Genomic DNA, 19077 nt, shown 5'->3' with positions numbered 1-19077 from the left:
GTCCGGCGGCGTTGTACAGCGTAAGCTGGGCCAGGCCTCAATCGTGGGCAAGAAGGGGCGATTCCCCCCATAGGTGAATATCCCGGTACGCCCCGGGGAAAGTGCGGCGGCGTGTCCGAAATGGGATGTTTTAGGTTGGCAGTGTAGAACGGGAGATGTGACGGCAATGGCTACGGGAATTCTCCGGCCCCCAGGCACGACGGCCGTCCCCGCCGCGGGTGGCGGGCGGTGACCCCGGGGCACGGCACCAGCTCCCGGCCGCACGAGCCGTCCGGCTTCTCCGGCTCCCTCCCCGCCCGCCCCGGCGCCGCCACCCTCGGCAAGGCGCGCTCCGAGAACTTCCCCGTCGCCCCCGCCTTCCTGCCCCGCGCCTGGCGCGAGGGCCTGATGGCGGTCTACGGGTACGCCCGCCTGGTCGACGACATCGGCGACGGCGACCTCGCCCCGGGCGGCCACGACGCCGTGCTGCTCGGGCTCGACCCCGCCGCCACGGACGACCGGCTCGCCATGCTCGAGGCCCTCGAAGCCGACCTGAAGCGCGTCTTCGGCGGCACCGACGGGCCCCCGCGCCACCCCCTGATGCTGGCCCTGCAGCCCGTCGTGCGCGCCCACGGCCTCACCCCCGAATCGTTTCTGGCGCTCATCGAAGCCAACCGCCAGGACCAGCGGGTCGCGCGCTACGCGACGTACGGAGACCTCGTCGGCTACTGCGAGCTCTCCGCCAACCCGGTGGGGCGGCTCGTGCTGGACCTCACCGGCACCAGCACCCCCGAGCGGATCCGCCGCTCCGACGCCGTCTGCACCGCCCTGCAGATCGCCGAGCACCTCCAGGACGTCGCCGAGGACCTCGCCCGGGACCGGATCTACCTCCCGGGCGAGGACATGCGCCGCTTCCACGTGACCGAGACCGACCTGAAGGCCCCGTCCGCGGGTGCGTCCGTACGCGCCCTCGTCGCCTTCGAAACCGAACGGGCGCGGGAGCTCCTCGACGAAGGCACGCCGCTCGTGGGCAGCGTCCACGGAAGGCTCCGGCTGCTGCTCGCGGGCTTCGTGGGAGGCGGACGCGCCGCCCTGCGAGCCGTCACCGCCGCCGGCTTCGACGTCCTCCCCGGCCCGCCCAAGGCCACCAAGAGCGTCCTGCTCCGCGAGGTGGCCGCCGTCCTGCGCACAGCGCCGAGAAAGGGGTGAGCCCGATCGTGGAGGGCCCCACACACGCGTCCGCACCGGGCGCGCCGTCCGTGCCGACGGCGATGTCCGCACCGATTTCGGCCGCCTACAGCTACTGCGAGGCCGTGACCGGCTCGCAGGCACGCAACTTCGCCTACGGCATCCGCTTGCTGCCCGCCGACAAGCGGCAGGCGATGTCCGCGCTGTACGCCTTCTCCCGGCGGGTCGACGACATCGGCGACGGCACGCTGCCGCACGAGGTCAAACTGGCCCGGCTGGAGGAGACCCGCACCCTGCTGGGCCGGATCCGCGCCGAGGAGGTCGACGAGGACGACACCGACCCGGTCGCGGTCGCCCTCGCGCACGCCTCGCGCCGCTTCCCGATCCCGCTCGAAGGGCTCGACGAACTCATCGACGGCGTCCTCATGGACGTCCGCGGGGAGACGTACGAGACCTGGGACGACCTCAAGGTCTACTGCCGCTGCGTGGCCGGAGCCATCGGCCGGCTCTCGCTCGGCGTGTTCGGCACCGCGCACTCCGGCGGGCACGCCGGCGCGGCCGGGCACGACGCGGCACGGGCCGGCGAATACGCCGACACCCTCGGTCTCGCCCTGCAACTCACCAACATCCTCAGGGACGTTCGCGAGGACGCGGGCAACGGGCGGACCTACCTGCCCGCCGAGGACCTCGCCAAGTTCGGCTGCTCCGACGGCTTCAACAGTGCGCGGATGCCCAGCGGCGCCGACTTCGCCGGGCTCGTCCACCAGGAAGTCCGGCGCGCCCGCGCCCTGTTCGTGGAGGGCTACCGGCTGCTCCCCCTGCTCGACCGGCGCAGCGGCGCCTGCGTCGCGGCCATGGCCGGCATCTACCGGCGTCTGCTCGACCGCATCGAGCGCGAGCCGGAGGCCGTGCTCCGCGGCCGGGTCTCGCTGCCGCCGCACGAGAAGGCGTACGTGGCGGTCCGCGGCCTCTCCGGCCTGGACGCGCGGACCATCGCGCGCCAGAGCACCAGGAGGCGGCTCTGATGACGGCGGGCCGGCGAGCCGCGTCGGCGGGGCGGCCGGGAGCAGCACGGGCGGGAGCAGCGCGGACCGGAGCAACACGGACGCGAGCAACGCGGCCGGGAGCAACACGGACGGCAGCAGCGCGGACGGGAGCAACCCCGCGGCGCCCGGCGGCGTCCGTGGGAGTGACGGAGGAGGACGCATGAGCGCGCACCGGGCCGTGGTCGTCGGCGGCGGACTCGCCGGTGTCACCACCGCGCTGGAACTCGCCGACGCCGGCCTGCGGGTGACCCTGCTGGAGGGCCGGCCCCGCCTCGGCGGCCTGGCGTTCTCCTTCAAGCGCGGGGAACTGACCGTCGACAACGGCCAGCACGTCTACCTGCGCTGCTGCACCGCCTACCGGTGGTTCCTCGACCGCGTCGACGGCGCCGGCCTGGCGCCGCTGCAGGACCGGCTCGACGTACCCGTCCTCGACGTCGCCCACCCCGGCGGCCCCCGGCTCGGCCGGCTGCGCCGCAGCGCCCTGCCCGTACCGCTGCACCTGGCGGCCTCGCTGGCCCGCTACCCGCACCTCTCGCTCGCCGAGCGGGCGTCCGTCGGGCGCGCCGCCCTCGCGCTGCGCCGCCTCGACCCCGCCGACCCGGCGCTCGACGGCGTGGACTTCGCGACCTGGCTCGGCCGGTACGGCCAGTCCCCGCGCACCATCGAGGCGCTGTGGGACCTCGTCGGCATCGCCACGCTCAACGCCACCGCCGCGCAGTCCTCGCTGGGTCTGGCCGCCATGGTGTTCAAGACCGGCCTGCTCTCCGAGAACGGCGCGGCCGACATCGGCTGGGCCCGGGTACCGCTCGGCGACCTGCACGACACCCTCGCCCGCAAGGCCCTGGACGCCGCCGGGGTCCGCACCGAACTGCGCACCCGGGTCACGGACATCTCCCGTACTCCGGAGGGCGGTTGGCGGGTGGCCACCGAGGGCGACTCGTTCGAGGCCGGCACCGTCGTCCTCGCCGTCCCGCAGCGCGAGGCGCACGGGCTGCTGCCCGCCGGAGCGCTCGCCGACCCCGACAAACTGCTCGACATCGGCACCGCGCCGATCCTCAACGTGCACGTCGTGTACGACCGCAAGGTGCTGAAGCAGCCGTTCTTCGCGGCCCTCGGCTCCCCGGTGCAGTGGGTCTTCGACCGCACCGACTCCTCCGGACTCCCCGACGGCGGCCAGTACCTGGCGCTTTCCCAGTCCGTCGCGCACGAGGACATCGACGAACCCGTCTCGGTCCTGCGCGCCAAGTACCTGCCCGAGCTGGAACGGCTGCTGCCCGCCGCGCGCGGAGCCAAGGTGCGCGACTTCTTCGTCACCCGGGAGCGCACCGCGACCTTCGCCCCCAGCCCCGGCGTCGGACGGCTCCGGCCCGGAGCCCGGACCGACACGCCGGGGCTCTACCTCGCCGGTGCGTGGACCGCGACGGGTTGGCCCGCGACCATGGAGAGCGCCGTCCGCAGCGGACTGAGCGCGGCCCATGCCGCGCTCGTGCCGCTGGGCCGCCACCGCGAACACCCCTTGCAGGAGGCGGTATGACCACCACCGGCACCGTAGGCGCCACCGGTACCGGCGCCGCCGGCACCACAGCTTCACGCACCGCAGCACCACGCACCGCAGCACCACGCATCGCAGTACGTACAGGAACCAGAGGAGAGCCAGTGAACCCGGGGAATCCGGCCGTCGAGAACACGGACGCCAGTGCGGGCCCGGCCGGCGGGGAGAAGGCGGACACGCTCGCCCTCCTCGAACGAGGCCGTACGCTCTCGACGCCCGTGCTCCGCGCCGCCGTGGACCGGCTCGCCGCGCCCATGGACACCGTCGCCGCCTACCACTTCGGCTGGATCGACGCCCACGGCAACCCGGCGGACGGCGACGGCGGCAAGGCCGTGCGCCCCGCCCTCGCCCTGCTCTCGGCGGAAGCCGCCGGCGCCGCCGCCGAGGTCGGCATCCCCGGCGCCGTCGCCGTCGAACTCGTCCACAACTTCTCGCTGCTGCACGACGACCTGATGGACGGCGACGAGCAGCGCCGCCACCGCGACACGGTGTGGAAGGTCCACGGACCCGCCCTCGCCATCCTGGTCGGCGACGCCCTGTTCGCCCTGGCCAACGAGGTGCTGCTGGAACTCGGCACGGTCGAGGCCGGCCGCGCGGCCCGCCGCCTGACCACCGCGAGCCGCAAGCTCATCGACGGCCAGGCCCAGGACATCTCCTACGAGCACCGCGAGAGCGTCAGCGTCGAGGAATGCCTGGAGATGGAGGGCAACAAGACCGGCGCCCTGCTCGCCTGCGCGGTCTCCATCGGCGCCGTGCTCGGCGGCGCGGACGACCGTACGGCCGACAAGCTGGAGGAGTACGGCTACCACCTCGGCCTCGCCTTCCAGGCCGTCGACGACCTCCTCGGCATCTGGGGCGACCCGGAGTCCACCGGCAAGCAGACCTGGAGCGACCTGCGCCAGCGCAAGAAGTCGCTCCCCGTCGTCGCCGCCCTCGCCGCAGGCGGACCGGCCAGTGAGGAACTCACCGAACTGCTCGCCGCCGACGCCAAGAGCAACGACTTCGAGAACTTCTCCGAGGAGGAGTTCGCGGCCCGCGCCGCGCTCATCGAGGCCGCCGGCGGCCGCCGGTGGACCGCCGACGAGGCGCGCCGCCAGTACGAGATCGCCATCAAGGCCCTCGACGACGTGGACATGGACCAGCGCGTGCGCGACCAGCTCGTCGCGCTCGCCGACTTCGTCGTCGTGCGCAAGAGGTGATCGCCACCCGTACGCGCATATGAATCGCGAGTCGCCGGACGGTACTGCCTGCCGGTAGTACCGTCCGACGGCGGCCCCCAGTACAGCGGATGACAGCAGAGGACACTGCACGCATAGGGGAAGCCATGACTGCGACGACCAACGGCGGCGCCCATGCCTGCGGCGCCGACCCGAACGAGCCCGGTCCCGGGCGCGCCGCCGGACCGCCGGGCCCGGCCCCGGGCGCCGGCCCGGACCCCGGACCGGACCCCGGACCGATCCCCGGCCCCGCCGGGCTGCGCGCGGTTCGGGAGGCCATCGAGCGGGCGGTCCGGGACCTGCTGGAGCGGCAGGACGAGGCCGGCTGGTGGAAGGGCGACCTGGAGACCAACGTCACCATGGACGCCGAGGACCTGCTGCTGCGCCAGTTCCTCGGGATCCGGGACGAGGCCACCACCCGGGCCGCGGCCCTGTTCATCCGGGGGGAGCAGCAGGACGACGGCACCTGGGCCACCTTCCACGGAGGCCCCTGCGACCTCTCCGCCACCATCGAGGCGTACGTGGCCCTGCGCCTCGCCGGAGACGCGCCCGACGCCCCGCACATGGCCCGCGCCTCGGCGTGGATCCGGGCCCACGGGGGACTGGCGGGCGCCCGCGTCTTCACCCGCATCTGGCTGGCGCTGTTCGGCTGGTGGAGCTGGGACCATCTGCCCGAACTCCCGCCCGAACTGTTGTTCCTGCCGCCCTGGGTGCCGCTGAACATCTACGACTTCGGCTGCTGGGCCCGGCAGACGATCGTCCCGCTCACCGTGGTATCGGCCCTGCGCCCGGTCCGCCCGGGCCCCTTCGCCCTGGACGAGCTGCACGCCGACGCGCGGACCCCGTACCCCGCCAAGAAGCTTGCGCCGCTGGCCAGTTGGAGTGGCGCCTTCCAGCGGATGGACAAGGCCCTGCACGTCTACCGCCGGTTCGCCCCGCGCCGGCTGCGCGCGGCGGCCATGGCGAGCGCCGGACGCTGGATCGTGGAACGGCAGGAGAACGACGGCTGCTGGGGCGGCATCCAGCCGCCGGCCGTGTACTCCGTCATCGCCCTGCACCTGCTCGGCTACGACCTGCGGCACCCGGTGATGCGCGCCGGACTGGAGTCCCTGGACCGCTTCGCCGTCTGGCGCGCGGACGGCGCCCGCATGATCGAAGCCTGCCAGTCCCCGGTGTGGGACACCTGCCTGGCGGCCATCGCGCTGGCCGACGCGGGACTGCGCCCCGACCACCCCGCCCTGGTCAAGGCCGCCGACTGGATGCTCGGCGAGGAGATCGTGCGCAGCGGGGACTGGGCCGTACGGCGGCCCCAACTGGCCCCGGGTGGCTGGGCGTTCGAGTTTCACAACGACAACTACCCCGATATCGACGACACCGCCGAGGTCGTCCTCGCCCTGCGCCGCGTCAAGCACCCCGACCCGGCGCGGATGGAGGGGGCCATCGCCCGGGGAGTGTCCTGGAACCTCGGCATGCAGTCGAAGAACGGGGCCTGGGGCGCCTTCGACGCCGACAACACCAGCCCCTTCCCCAACAAGCTGCCCTTCTGCGACTTCGGCGAGGTCATCGACCCGCCCTCGGCCGACGTCACCGCCCACGTCGTGGAGATGCTCGCCGTCGAGGGCCGGGCGGGCGACGCGCGCACCCGGCGCGGCATCGCCTGGCTCCTCGCCGAACAGGACCCCAACGGCGGCTGGTTCGGCCGCTGGGGCACCAACTACGTCTACGGCACCGGCTCGGTGGTCCCGGCGCTGACCGCCGCCGGCTTCGCCCCCTCGCACCCCGCGATCCGGCGGGCGGTGCACTGGCTGGAATCCGTACAGAACGAGGACGGGGGGTGGGGTGAGGACCAGCGCTCCTACCAGGACCCGTCCTGGGCGGGGAAGGGCGCCTCGACGGCCTCGCAGACGGCCTGGGCGCTGATGGCCCTGCTGTCGGCGGGGGAGCGCGACGCGCCGTCCGTGCGGCGGGGGATCGGCTACCTCGTCTCCACGCAGCGCCCCGACGGCACCTGGGACGAGCCGTACTTCACCGGTACCGGATTCCCCTGGGACTTCTCCATCAACTACCACCTGTACCGCCAGGTTTTCCCGCTCACCGCGCTGGGCCGCTACTTGTACGGAGAACCGTTCGGCCCGGGCGGGCGGTACGCGGATCCCGCCGCCCTCCTTCACGCGGCCCCGTCCCCCGGGGAAGCCCGATGACCGGCGGCCCCGCCGCGGCCGCCCCGCCGCCGCTGCTGATCGCCTGCGCCCTGCGCATCGAGATGACCGCCCTGCGCAGCACCTCGTACCGCGGCGTCCGCGAGAGCGGCGCGCCCGGGCGGTACGAGGTCCTGCGCACCGGCATGGGCCCGCGCGCGGCCGAGCGCGCCGTCGGCCGCAAACTGGCCGAGCCGCGGCTGCACGGCGCCGCCGTGCTCGCCACCGGCTTCTGCGCCGGGCTGCTGCCCGGCATGAGCCCCGGCGACCTGATCGTCGCCGAGGAGACCCGGGACCCGCGCGGCACGGTCGCCTGCGCCGGTACCGCCCTGCTCGCCGAGGCGCTGGCCCGGGCCGTACCCGGCCGGACCGTACACCTCGGTGCACTGACCGGATCCGACCACGTCGTCCGGGGCCAGGAGCGCGCCCGGCTGCGCGCCGGCGGCGCCGTCGGGGTCGACATGGAATCGGCCGCCACCCTCTGGACCGCGACCCGGGGCGGGAGCGTCCCGGGGGCCGCGGACCGCCCGGTTGCGGCCGTCCGGGTGATCGTGGACGCTCCGGAGCATGAGCTCGTCCGTATCGGCACCGTCCGCGGGGGAATATCGGCCTTTCGCGTACTGCGTGCCGTACTGCCCGCGTTTTACGAATGGCACCGTTCTTTGCTGCTCCCCAGGAGGTGAGCCAGATGGCCATGCCACTGCGACAGACCATCAGGGTCGGGACGTACCTGCTCGAACAGAAGCTCCGCAAGCGCGAGAAGTTCCCGCTGATCGTCGAGCTGGAACCGCTCTACGCCTGCAACCTGGCCTGCGAGGGGTGCGGGAAGATCCAGCACCCGGCCGGGGTGCTCAAGCAGCGCATGCCCGTGGCCCAGGCGGTGGGCGCCGTGCTGGAATCGGGCGCGCCGATGGTGTCCATCGCGGGTGGCGAGCCCTTGATGCACCCGCAGATCGACGAGATCGTGCGCCAGTTGGTGGCCAAGCGGAAGTACGTCTTCCTCTGCACCAACGCGATGCTGCTGCGCAAGAAGATCGAGAAGTTCACGCCCTCCCCGTACTTCGCCTTCGCCGTGCACATCGACGGACTGCGCGAGCGCCACGACGAGTCGGTCGCGAAGGAAGGCGTCTTCGACGAGGCGGTCGAGGCCATCAAGGAGGCGAAGAAGCGCGGATTCCGGGTGACGACCAACTCCACCTTCTTCAACACCGACACCCCGCAGACCATCATCGAGGTCCTCAACTACCTCAATGACGATCTCCAGGTGGACGAGATGATGATCTCGCCGGCCTACGCCTACGAAAAGGCTCCCGACCAGGAGCACTTCCTCGGCGTCGAACAGACCCGAGAACTCTTCAAGAAGGCTTTCGCCGGGGGCAACCGGCGGCGCTGGCGCCTCAATCACTCCCCGCTCTTCCTGGACTTCCTGGAAGGCAAAGCCGATTTCCCCTGCACCGCATGGGCCATTCCGAATTACTCGCTCTTCGGCTGGCAGCGCCCCTGCTATCTGATGAGCGACGGGTACGTCCCCTCGTACCGGGAACTGATCGAGGACACCGACTGGAGCAAGTACGGCCGCGGGAAGGACCCGCGCTGCGCGAACTGCATGGCGCACTGCGGGTACGAGCCCACGGCCGTGCTGGCCACCATGGGTTCGCTCAAGGAGTCGCTGCGGGCCGTCCGCGAGACCGTGGGGGGCGGGAGCAGGGACAAGTCGGCATGACCGGCTTCGATCTCGGCGCCCTGCTGGCCGAGCGGGGTGGCGAGCGGTACGAACTGCACGCCCGCCACCTCAACCACCAGCTGCCCCGGATGCTGCACACCATCGGGTTCGACAAGGTGTACGTGCGGGCCGAGGGAGCCCACTTCTGGGATGCCGAGGGCAACGACTACCTCGACATGCTGGCGGGCTTCGGAGTGATGGGCCTGGGCCGCCACCACCCGGTGGTCCGCCGCGCCCTGCACGACGTGCTGGACGCCCAGCTCGCCGACCTCACCCGCTTCGACTGCCAGCCGCTGCCCGGGCTGCTGGCCGAGAAGCTGCTCTCCCACAGTCCGCACCTGGACCGGGTCTTCTTCGGCAACAGCGGCACGGAGGCGGTGGAGACCGCCCTGAAGTTCGCCCGGTACGCCACCGGGCGCCCCAGGGTCCTCTACTGCGACCACGCCTTCCACGGGCTCACCACGGGCTCGCTCTCGGTCAACGGGGAGGCGGGCTTCCGCGATGGCTTCGCGCCGCTGCTGCCGGACACCGCGATCGCGCTCGGGGACCTGGAGGCGCTGGACCGGGAGCTGGGGAAGGGGGACGTGGCGGCCCTGGTCGTGGAGCCGATCCAGGGCAAGGGGGTGCTCGCCGCGCCGCCCGGCTTCCTGCTCGCCGCGCAGGAGCTCCTGCACCGGCGGGGGGCCCTGCTGATCGCGGACGAGGTGCAGACCGGCCTCGGACGGACCGGCGACTTCTACGCCTACCAGCACGAGCCCGGAGTCGAACCGGACCTGGTCTGCGTGGCCAAGGCCCTGTCCGGCGGCTACGTGCCCGTCGGCGCGACCCTGGGCAAGGACTGGATCTTCAAGAAGGTCTACTCCTCCATGGACCGGGTGCTCGTCCACTCCGCCAGCTTCGGCTCCAACGCGCAGGCGATGGCGGCCGGGCTCGCCGTCCTCTCCGTCATGGAGGACGAGCAGGTGGTGGCCCGGGCCCGCGCGACGGGCGACCTGCTGCGCGGGCGGCTCGCCGCGCTCGTGGACGAGTACGAACTCCTCCACGAGGTACGGGGACGCGGGCTGATGATCGGCATCGAGTTCGGCCGGCCGTCCTCGCTGGGCCTGCGCAGCCGCTGGACCATGCTGCAGGCGGCGCGCAAGGGGCTGTTCGCGCAGATGGTCGTGGTGCCCCTGCTGCAGAAGCACCGGATCCTCACGCAGGTCTCCGGGGACCACCTGGAAGTGATCAAGCTGATCCCGCCGCTGATCGTGGACGAGGCGGACGTCGACCGGTTCGTCGGCGCCTTCCGCGCGGTCATGGACGAGGCCCACGGAGGCGGCGCGCTGATGTGGGACTTCGGCCGGACGCTGGTGAAGCAGGCCGTCGCCAACCGCTGAGCACCGCTGAGCCGGCGGCTCGGCGGTCGGCGACGGCCCACCTCGTGGGGCGTCAGTCCAGCAGCCGCTCGCGGAGGCTGGCGAGGGTCTCGGGCATGAGCCCGAGGCCCTCGGCGAGGTAGCGCTCCACGCCGCCCCACTCCTCGTCGATGGTGTCGAAGGCCGTGGTCAGATACGGGGCGCGGGCGTCGAAGAGCGGGGCGAGCAGCTCCATCACCTCGGGGGCGCGGGCCTCGGGCGCGTCGCTGCCCCGGCGGACCCGGTAGCGGTTGTGCGGCGCGTTCGACTCCAGGTAGTCCGCCAGGATCGCCTCCCGCTCCACGCCCAGCGCGAGCAGGGTGACGGCGATCGACAGGCCGGCCCGGTCCTTCCCGGCCGCGCAGTGCATGAGGGCCGGGACGCTGTGCTCGGCGAGCGCGTGCACCACCCGGCTGTGCTCGGCGGTACGGGTACGGATCATCGCCCGGTACGAACGGGACATCCGGTCGGCGGCCCTGCCCTCGCCCAGGAGCTCGCGGAGGTCCGCCAGCTCCCCGTTGCGGACCATCTTCCAGAACTCGCTGCCGTCGGCCGGATCGGACAGCGGGATGTTGACGTTGAGCACCCCGGGCAGCTCCACGTCCGGACCCTCCAGCGCGTGGTCGGCTCCGTTGCGGAAGTCGAAGACGGTGTGCAGTCCGAGCGACCCGAGGAATTCCGCGTCGCTTTCGGTGGCATGCGCCAGATGTCCGCTTCGAAACAGTAGTCCCGACTTGACCCTGCGGCCGTCCGTGGTCGGCAGCCCGCCCACGTCGCGGAAGTTGCGCACTCCGGTCAGTGCCGGCTCCTCGTGCGGACTCTGGGGTATCGGCTGGGTCACCGGGCTCCTCCGTGTGGTCGTCGTTGATGGTGTCCGAATTGCGCCGGTTATGGCCAACTTGCCATAGCGAGAGGCGAGATCGGACACGCCTCCGTGAGCCAGATCATACGGTGACGTTGAGTGGCTGATCGCGAATGTCGAATTGCCTTGCTGGGGCGGTTGTTGGAGGCGCGGAATGGACGGAGGGTGACCAGAATTCCGGCGGCCCGTCATCTTCAAGATTCCATTGGGGAATTCATGACTTGTTCCCTGCGGCCGCACTCGATTACGTTCGCGATCGATCCGGACGGACCGCCTAATCCTGCCGCCGACCGGAAACCGCACCCGACTATTCACGCGCGCGGCAGGAGCGGGGGAACCAGGTAAGCCGCTGTTCCGGATCTCCGGTTGAGATCTTTACAACGGGACAGCTCGGGGTGAAGCCGTACAAGTGCTGTTCACCGGCACAGGGGCGGCCGGACATCTCCAGTCCGAACCCGACAGCTCACCTCGCAGGCGTCGGAGAGGAATTCACCATGCACGGAACGGGTAAGCACCGCCGTCCCAAGTCCCGCTCGATATCCCGCGGATTCGCCGCCGCCGGCACCGGCGGCGCGGCCCTCGCGCTTCCGCTGCTCGGCGCCACCGGCGCCCACGCCGCGGGAGTCCCGGCCGCGGCGCCCGCCGCCGCTCCGGTCCTGGCCCCGCAGGTGGCGGCCGCGCAGGCCGTGGCTCTGCAGGCCGTGGCTCTGCAGGCGGGCGCCGCCCTCCAGGCCGCGCCGGCCGCCGCGCAGAGCGCCCCCACGGTCTACACCGTGGTGCCGGGCGACTACCTCTCCAAGATCGCCGAGCGCCAGCAGCTCACCGGTGGCTGGGAGCAGCTCTACGCGGACAACCGCGAGGCCGTCGGCACCGACCCGTCGCTGATCCACCCGGGCTTGGAGCTCACCCTCGGCGCGAAGGGCGCGGCTCCGGCCGCGGCCGCCGAGTCCGCGCCGGCCGGAACGCCGAAGCCGGCCAAGAAGTCCGCTTCGTTCGGTTCTTCCACTTCTGGCGATTCGTCGGATTCCTCCGGTGAGGGTTCCTCCGAGTCGGGCTCCAACGACGGGGCGGCCGCCCCCGAGGACGCCGCGCCCGCCGAGCAGCAGGGCGGTTCCGCGTCCACCGGCTTCGTCGCCCCGGTCGGCGGCGGCCCCTCCACCGCGTACAAGACCGCCGGTTCCATGTGGTCCAGCGGCTACCACACCGGTGTGGACTTCTCCGCCGGCACCGGCACCACCGTCAGGGCGGTCGGCGCCGGCACCGTGGTCTCCGCCGGGTGGAGCGGCTCGTACGGCAACGAGGTGGTCATCCGGCACACGGACGGCAAGTACAGCCAGTACGCGCACCTCTCCCAGCTGTCCGTCTCGTCCGGCCAGAGCGTCACCGGCGGCCAGAGCATCGGCCTCTCCGGTTCCACCGGCAACTCGACCGGCCCGCACCTGCACTTCGAGATCCGCACCGGGCCCTCGTACGGCTCGGACATCGACCCGCTGGCCTACCTGCGGTCGAAGGGCGTCAGCATCTGAATCCGAGGCGCTGTCGGAGGTGCCGGTTAGGCTGCGCGTTCCGGCACGGGACGGGACGGGCGTGGCATGAAGATCAGCGCAAGGGAGCTCAACCGCTCCACCCTCGCACGGCAGTTGCTGCTGCGGCGCGAGGTGATGGGCGTCGGTGACGCGGTCCGCCGGGTGGTCGCCCTGCAGGCGCAGCTCGCGGCCTCGCCGTACCTCGCGCTGTGGAACCGGCTCGCCGGCTTCGACCCGTCGGACCTCGACGCCGCCTTCACGGGGCGCGAGGTCCTCAAGTCGACGCTGATGCGGCTGACCCTGCACGCCGTGCACGCGCAGGACTACCCGGCCTTCCGGGAGGCCGTGCAGCCGTCCGTACGGGCCGCCCGGCTCGGGACCCGCTTCACGGACTCGGGGCTGACGGCCGAGGACGCCGACGCCCTCGTGCCGGAGCTGCTGGACTTCGCCGACCGGCCCCGTACGACGGCGGAGTGCGAGGCCTGGCTCGGACACCGGCTGGGGGCCGCGCCGCGGCCGGGAGCGTGGTGGGGACTGCGGCAGTACGCACCGCTGCTGCACGCGCCCACCGCCGCGCCGTGGTCGTTCGGGGAACGTCCCTCGTACGTCGCGCCCCCGAGCCGGCCGCGCACCGTACCGGCGGACCCGGAGGCTTCGGAGGAATCCCTGCGGACGCTGGTCCTGCGCTACCTGGAGGGGTTCGGGCCGGCGTCGGTGGCGGACGTGGCGCAGTTCTCCCTGGTCCAGCGGACCAGGGTGCGCCGGGCCCTTGGCGCGCTGGAGCACTCCGGACGGCTCGACCGGCTGACGGGACCGGCGGGCGAGGAACTGTTCGACGTCCAGGGCGCGCCGCGTCCGCAGGAGGACACGCCGGCGCCGCCCCGGCTGATGGCCATGTGGGACAGCGTGCTGCTGGCCTACGCCGACCGGAGCCGCATCGTTCCGCCGCCCTACCGCAAGCTTGTCGCGCGGATGAACGGCGACACCCTGGCGACCCTGCTGGTCGACGGTCACGTCGCCGGCGTGTGGCGGCCGTCCGGCGCCGGCATCGAGGCCACCGCCTTCCACCCGCTGCCGGAGGAGGTCTGGCAGGCCCTCGCCGGCGAGGCCCGGGCGCTGACGGCCTTCCTGGCCGACCGCGAACCGGAGGTCTACCGGCGCTACGGCCACTGGTGGAACCACCTACCGAGCGCCGAAACCCGGCTGCTCGCCTGAACCGTGGGGCCTGAACCGTGGGGCCGGGACCGGAGGGGGGTCCCGGTCCCACCCATGTCGCCAGCTTGCGACTCTGCGCCGTGCGCCGTGGATCATCACCGCCTTGGGCCAGTCGAAGCTCGCTCCGGAGCGAATGAGGGCCGGGTGGCCTCGGACGGTCAACGATGACGCCGCTTGACGATCACCGTGGCGACGAGGCCGAGGCCCACGGCGGCGAAGGCGCCGAGGGCCGGCCACTGCCAGGGGAGGCCGGATTCCGCATCCGCGGCTTCCGCCCGGAGCGGCGCCGCAGCTGTCGGGTCGGTGCTGGGGGTGGGGGCCTTCGCCGGGGCCGGCGGGGCCAGGGGGTCGACTTCGGGCGCTCCCGGGTCTCCCTCGTGGTCGAGCAGCACCTTGCGGGGGCGGATGGTTCCGTAGCCGATCCAGTCGCTGCGCGTGGAGCCGTCGACGGGGCCGCCGGCGGTCTGGATGAGGACGCGGGCCACCTGGTTCGCGGTCCAGTCGGGGTGGGCCGACCAGACGAGCGCGGCGGAGGCGGAGGCCAGAGACGTCGCGTACGAGGTGCCGCCGTTCCCCACGCACCAGCCCCTGTTCTCCTCACAGCGGATCTGGACCTCGTCACCGATGGAGGTCAGGTCCGTGTCGGGCCCGTGGGAGCTGAACGGCATGGCCTTGCCGGTCTCGTCGACGGCTCCTACCCCGATGACCCCCGGCAGGGCGGCGATGGCGTTGGACCAGTTCTTGCGCTCGCCCTCGTTGCCCATGGCGGCGAAGACGAGCAGGCCCTTGCTCTGGGCGTACTCGACGGCGGGCTTGATTTTGTCCATCGGCCAGTCCGGAGTCACGCCGATGGAGAGATTGATGATCTTGGCACCGTTGTCGGCCGCGTACCGGATGCCCCGGGCGGCTTCGGAGGCGACGGCGAACGCCATGGGCGTGCCGACGCTGGTACGGATGGGCAGCACCTTGGCACCGGGAGCCAGGCCCTTGGGGCCTCCTGACGAGCCGTCGCCGACGATCGCCGCGGTCATGCTGGTTCCGTGCCCCACGAAGTCCTCGTGCGGCGGGTACGTGATGTCCGGTCGTTCGAAGGGGGGTTCGATGTAAGACACGCCGGGAAGCACGGACGAGCTCTTCCAGCCCGAGCCGTCTTTGACGCCGCTGTCGATGACGGCCACCGTGATGCCGCTGCCGTCCGCAACCTTCCACATCTCCCGGGCCTTCATCTTCGTGAGGTAGCCCCACGAGTCGGTATCGGCGGCCGCCGGCATCACCGTGCCCGCGCTGACCGCCAACGCCGCGACGACGACTCCCGCAGCCCTCAGCCACGGCCCATGTCGACGTGTGGTGTCCTGCATTTTCGTGCCCCTCTGTGTCCATGCGCTGCACATCTCGCGCGGACCCACCCCATCACACTGTCTACCAGCGGACGTAATCGAGGTATGAACCATCGGGGAGGATGGGGGCGTGGCCTTGGAATCCTTTGTGCTCAAGGTGCTCAAGGTGCTCGTGGCGCAGGTGTCAGCCGCAGGCGTTGCCGGGGATGCCGCGGACGACGTGTACTCCAAGGGGAGGCACCTCGTAGTGGAGGCGCAGGCCCGGACTCCGCTCCGGGGCGAGCCAGCCGTACGCCCGCAGGGCCCGTTCGCTGCCGAGCACGGTTGTGGGCAGGTCGAGGAGGGCCTCACCGGACTCGGCCGTGATCCTGAGCGGCAGCGGAGCGTTCTCAGGGCGGTCCCCCAGCTGCCAGCCGGCGCCGAGGAGTTCTGTCTCCGCGCCGCCTTCTGCGCGGACCTCCAGGGAGCTGAACAGCCCGCTCGGCCCTCGCACCACGCCCGGGTGCCAGACGGCCCTGCCCTGCTCCCGATAGAGCACCTCGGGCTCGACCACGAAGGCCAGCCGGCGCCCGGTCTGGGCCTCACCGATGAAGTCGATCAGCCGCAGACCCAGTGGGCGTACCCAGAACTGCAGGTGGGCATCGTCCACTCGGACATCGCCGAACTGTCCCGTCGCCCGGTAACGGCGTGCTTCACGTTCCACGTCGTGAAACGGCACGAGGAATCCCGGGATGTCCGGCCCGCGGAGAGTCATCCCGGCAGGGCCCAGCGGGTCGAACTCCTCCCACTCGGCCCCCTCGATCCGCCCCTCCGGTGCGTCCACGACAAGCGTCAGGACCGAACCGGCGGGCCCGCGCACCAGCCCGGTGTGCCAGACGCAGATCCCGTCCGCCTCGTGAAGAACCTCCGGGTCCAGCAAGATGTCTGGCGGGGGCGGCGCATCAGAGCTCACGGTTTCTCTCCGATTCAGGGTGAGATGACACAGTCCACGGCCTTCTCGCCGGAGAGGACTGTGGGGAACTGGACTCCTCGGGCGTACGTTTGGCCTGGATGCGGTAGACCCGCTTTGCACGGGTGCCACATGGGGCATCGCGGAGCGATCTTCATGCAGCCTCCCGAACGAACACCAAGCGCACGGACCCTACTCTCCGTGACATTCGTTCCGCGGCATTCCGGACCGTCCGCTGTGTCGCACCTCGCCGGCCCCGGGTATCCGGGGCCGCTCCGCGTGCCCCAACGGCCCCTGAAACGGCGACGATCCCGCCCGATCTTTCGACCGGACGGGATCTCGGAACCGATCCCGGCCACCGCCCCCACCCCGGCCGTCACGGCCTTAGGGCGATCGCGCCGGATCAGGTGGCCCGCTCGTGGTCGCTGTCCGACCGTGCGGATGCCACCGAGCTTCATCTGCGGGCCACTTGACGGTCAGGAGAAGACCCCGAGTACCGCGGAAGCAGTACACCAACCGCAGTAGCAGTAGAGCCATAGTGCCTGCATATGCACATCGACGCAGGGGAGTCCGGCCGCGAGCATTGGGCCCAACGCTCAACAACTCGAGGAGAGATCATGCCAACCGAGACTCCCCACATGGATGGAGCTCTGGCGAGGCTGGCCCGGTTCTGCTTCCGGAGCCGCCGCCTGGTCCTCATGACGTGGATCGTCGGCGTGATCGCCTTGGCGTTCGTCGGCTTCGGCTTTGGCGCCGCCCCCGACAACGACTTCACCGGTGGTGATTCGGGGTCGGCCAAGGCGCAGGCTCTGATCGAGAAGCACTTCCCCGAACAGCAAGGGGACACCCTGACGCTCGCGATCAAGGCGGAGAAGGGGATCGATGATCCCGCAACTCGGCAGAAGATCGAGAAGCTCGTCGCCGATCTGGATGCCTCGCCCATCACGGGTCCGGTGACCTCGCCGTATCAGGACGAGAAGCTGGTGACGCAGGATCGCCGTATCGCCCGTACGACCATTCCGCTGACCGACCAGGATGTGAAGAAGACCGAGGTCAAGCCCCTGGTGACGCTGGTCAAGGATGCCTCGGGTGACGGCTTGACGCTGGGATTGGGCGGAGAGAAGGCAGAGAAGGCCGAGACGCCTCCGCAGGGTCCGGCCGAGAGCGTGGGTGTCCTGGCGGCAGCGGTGATCCTGTTCATCGCCTTCGGGTCGCTGGTGGCGATGGGTCTGCCCATCGTGACCGCGCTCATGGCCATCGTCGGCGGTATCGCCCTGATCAAGATCGTCGGATTCTTGGTCCCCTCGCCGGACTTCACCGTGCTCGTCGCCGCGTTGATCGGGCTGGGCGTCGGCATCGACTACGCGCTGTTCATCGTGACCCGCTACCGCGAGAGCCTGGAGGCGGGTGACAACCCGGAGACGGCCACGGTCAAGTCCATCAGCACGGCGGGACACGCGGTGCTGTTCGCCGGTACGACCGTAGTGATCGCACTGCTGGGCCTGATCGCCATGGGACAGCGGCTCATGACCGGCGTGGCCATCGGCGCGTCGGTGACCGTGCTGGTGACAATGGTCGCCGCCCTGACCCTGCTCCCGGCGTTCCTGGGCTTCACCGGATACAAGATCAACTCGCTGCGCCTGCCCCGCCGTACCCCCCGCGGGCAGCGGACCGACGGCGCCCCGTCCCGGGAGCGCCGCACTCCCGCCGAGCGCTGGGCGGCAGTGGTGCAGCGCAAGCCGCTGCTCGCCGCCGTCCTGGCCGGCGCGGGCCTGCTGGTACTGGCAGTCCCCGCGCTGTCGATGAAGCTGAGCCTGCCCGACGCGAGCGTCCAGCCCCGCGACAGGAGCAGCTACACCTCGTACAAGATCGTTTCTGAGGGCTTCGGCCCGGGCTACGGCGCACCCCTGATCTTCGCCACCCGGGTCGACTCCAAGGGCACTGATCTGAGCCCTGTGGTCGAAGCGGTCAGGAAGACCGAGGGCATCGCCTACGTCACGGAGCCGCGGGTCAGCAAGGATCAGCAGGCCGCCACGTTCATGGCCTTCCCCAAGACCGGAATTCAGGACGCGGCGACCGCCGATCTGGTGCACGAGCTCCGCGATGAGGTGCTGCTCCAGGCATCTGCCGGCGAGAAGGTCTACGTCGGCGGCCCGAATGCCGGCGCGATCGACTTCTCGGAGGAGACCAGCAGCCGCCTGCCCTGGATGGTCGCGATCGTCATCCTGATGTCCCTGGTGCTGATGGTCGCACTGGTCAGGTCGGTCACGATCGCGCTGCAAGCCGCCGTGATGAACCTGCTGTCGATCGGAGCCGCCTACGGTGTGCTCGTCGCGGTCGTGCAGTGGGGATGGCTCGGCTCGGCCCTCGGGTTCCCGACCGAAATGTCGATCACGACCTGGGTGCCGATGATGATGTTCCCGCTCCTGTTCGGTCTGTCGATGGACTACGAGGTCTTCCTGATCTCGCGGGTCCGTGAGGAGTACGAGCGCACCGGAGACACGCGGAGGTCCGTCACTCACGGGCTGGCTCGGACCGCCAAGGTCATCACGGCCGCGGCAGCCATCATGGTCGCCGTCTTCACGACTTCGCTGCTCGGCTCCGACGTCTCGATCAAGCAGATCGGCCTGGGCATGGCCGTCGCCGTGCTCATCGACGCGACCGTCATCCGGATGATCCTGGTCCCCGCGGTGATGGAACTGTGCGGCAACGCCAACTGGTGGATGCCTGGCCGCAAGGCACCGAAGACGATCCCGGCTCCACGGGCCGGAGTCGAGGAAGAAGAGGTAAGGGTCTGACCCTTCCCCGAGTCGAAGTGCGGGGAACCCTCGGCGGGTTCCCCGCACTTTGCGTCCCAGACGCCGTCAATCACCGACGAGCCGGACGTG

The 19077-nt window shown here is 71.3% G+C and carries 14 protein-coding genes and 1 riboswitch; of the genes, 11 read left to right on the top strand and 3 right to left on the bottom strand.

The genetic code is table 11. The features are described from left to right. Positions 1–228: 228 nt before the first annotated feature. The 8 genes from hpnC to ACIQV3_RS25795 all read left to right on the top strand — a co-directional run bounded on the left by hpnC (position 229) and on the right by ACIQV3_RS25795 (position 10282). Complete coding sequence (hpnC, locus tag ACIQV3_RS25830) at positions 229–1188, top strand: squalene synthase HpnC (protein ID WP_403715633.1); 960 nt, start codon at positions 229–231, stop codon at positions 1186–1188. Between the two features lie 62 nt (positions 1189–1250). Then, positions 1251–2192 carry a presqualene diphosphate synthase HpnD gene (gene hpnD / locus ACIQV3_RS25825; RefSeq protein WP_403715629.1) on the top strand — a complete coding sequence of 314 codons (942 nt, stop codon included), beginning with the start codon at positions 1251–1253 and terminating at the stop codon, positions 2190–2192. Between the two features lie 181 nt (positions 2193–2373). Then, the gene (gene hpnE, locus ACIQV3_RS25820) at positions 2374–3747 is read left to right on the top strand and encodes a hydroxysqualene dehydroxylase HpnE (RefSeq protein ID WP_403715627.1); all 1374 of its coding nucleotides are present in this window, start codon (positions 2374–2376) and stop codon (positions 3745–3747) included. Between the two features lie 122 nt (positions 3748–3869). Next, on the top strand, positions 3870–4964 hold the full coding sequence (locus ACIQV3_RS25815) for a polyprenyl synthetase family protein (RefSeq protein ID WP_389433068.1): 1095 nt from the start codon (positions 3870–3872) through the stop codon (positions 4962–4964). Between the two features lie 125 nt (positions 4965–5089). Beyond that, positions 5090–7183 (top strand): squalene--hopene cyclase, encoded by a 2094-nt coding sequence (shc, locus tag ACIQV3_RS25810; protein WP_403715624.1) that lies wholly within the window; start codon positions 5090–5092, stop codon positions 7181–7183. Continuing rightward, on the top strand, positions 7180–7863 hold the full coding sequence (locus tag ACIQV3_RS25805; protein WP_403715622.1) for a 1-hydroxy-2-methyl-2-butenyl 4-diphosphate reductase: 684 nt from the start codon (positions 7180–7182) through the stop codon (positions 7861–7863). Before shc ends, ACIQV3_RS25805 begins: the two co-directional genes overlap by 4 nt. Before the next feature lie 5 nt (positions 7864–7868). Then, on the top strand, positions 7869–8903 hold the full coding sequence (gene hpnH, locus ACIQV3_RS25800; RefSeq protein WP_403715620.1) for an adenosyl-hopene transferase HpnH: 1035 nt from the start codon (positions 7869–7871) through the stop codon (positions 8901–8903). Continuing rightward, positions 8900–10282, top strand: a complete 1383-nt coding sequence (locus ACIQV3_RS25795) for an aspartate aminotransferase family protein (protein ID WP_403715618.1) — start codon at positions 8900–8902, stop codon at positions 10280–10282. Before hpnH ends, ACIQV3_RS25795 begins: the two co-directional genes overlap by 4 nt. Positions 10283–10334: 52 nt before the next feature. Here the strand turns inward: ACIQV3_RS25795 and ACIQV3_RS25790 are convergent, their stop codons facing one another. Beyond that, positions 10335–11141 carry a tyrosine-protein phosphatase gene (locus ACIQV3_RS25790; RefSeq protein WP_403715616.1) on the bottom strand — a complete coding sequence of 269 codons (807 nt, stop codon included), beginning with the start codon at positions 11139–11141 and terminating at the stop codon, positions 10335–10337. Between the two features lie 315 nt (positions 11142–11456). Continuing rightward, a riboswitch (cyclic di-AMP (ydaO/yuaA leader) is annotated at positions 11457–11654 on the top strand. Positions 11655–11656: 2 nt separating this feature from the next. Between ACIQV3_RS25790 and ACIQV3_RS25785 the strand changes: the two genes are divergently transcribed. Continuing rightward, positions 11657–12688, top strand: a complete 1032-nt coding sequence (locus tag ACIQV3_RS25785) for a peptidoglycan DD-metalloendopeptidase family protein (RefSeq protein WP_403715614.1) — start codon at positions 11657–11659, stop codon at positions 12686–12688. 66 nt (positions 12689–12754) lie between these two features. Further along, positions 12755–13903 (top strand): winged helix DNA-binding domain-containing protein, encoded by a 1149-nt coding sequence (locus tag ACIQV3_RS25780; RefSeq protein ID WP_403715611.1) that lies wholly within the window; start codon positions 12755–12757, stop codon positions 13901–13903. A gap of 158 nt (positions 13904–14061) precedes the next feature. On the opposite strand, the gene ACIQV3_RS25775 is transcribed toward ACIQV3_RS25780, so the two are convergent. Both ACIQV3_RS25775 and ACIQV3_RS25770 read right to left on the bottom strand, forming a co-directional pair. Further along, positions 14062–15261, bottom strand: a complete 1200-nt coding sequence (locus tag ACIQV3_RS25775; RefSeq protein ID WP_403715609.1) for a S8 family serine peptidase — start codon at positions 15259–15261, stop codon at positions 14062–14064. 163 nt (positions 15262–15424) lie between these two features. Next, positions 15425–16192 (bottom strand): hypothetical protein, encoded by a 768-nt coding sequence (locus ACIQV3_RS25770; protein WP_403715607.1) that lies wholly within the window; start codon positions 16190–16192, stop codon positions 15425–15427. A gap of 635 nt (positions 16193–16827) precedes the next feature. Between ACIQV3_RS25770 and ACIQV3_RS25765 the strand changes: the two genes are divergently transcribed. Next, a complete protein-coding gene (locus ACIQV3_RS25765) occupies positions 16828–18987 on the top strand; it encodes an MMPL family transporter (protein WP_403715603.1) in 2160 nt (719 codons plus the stop codon). The last annotated feature ends 90 nt before the right edge of the window (positions 18988–19077 follow it).

The organism is Streptomyces sp. NPDC099050, from assembly GCF_044759865.1.
Taxonomy (GTDB): domain Bacteria; phylum Actinomycetota; class Actinomycetes; order Streptomycetales; family Streptomycetaceae; genus Streptomyces.
This window is presented reverse-complemented; position numbering and strand designations above follow the sequence as displayed.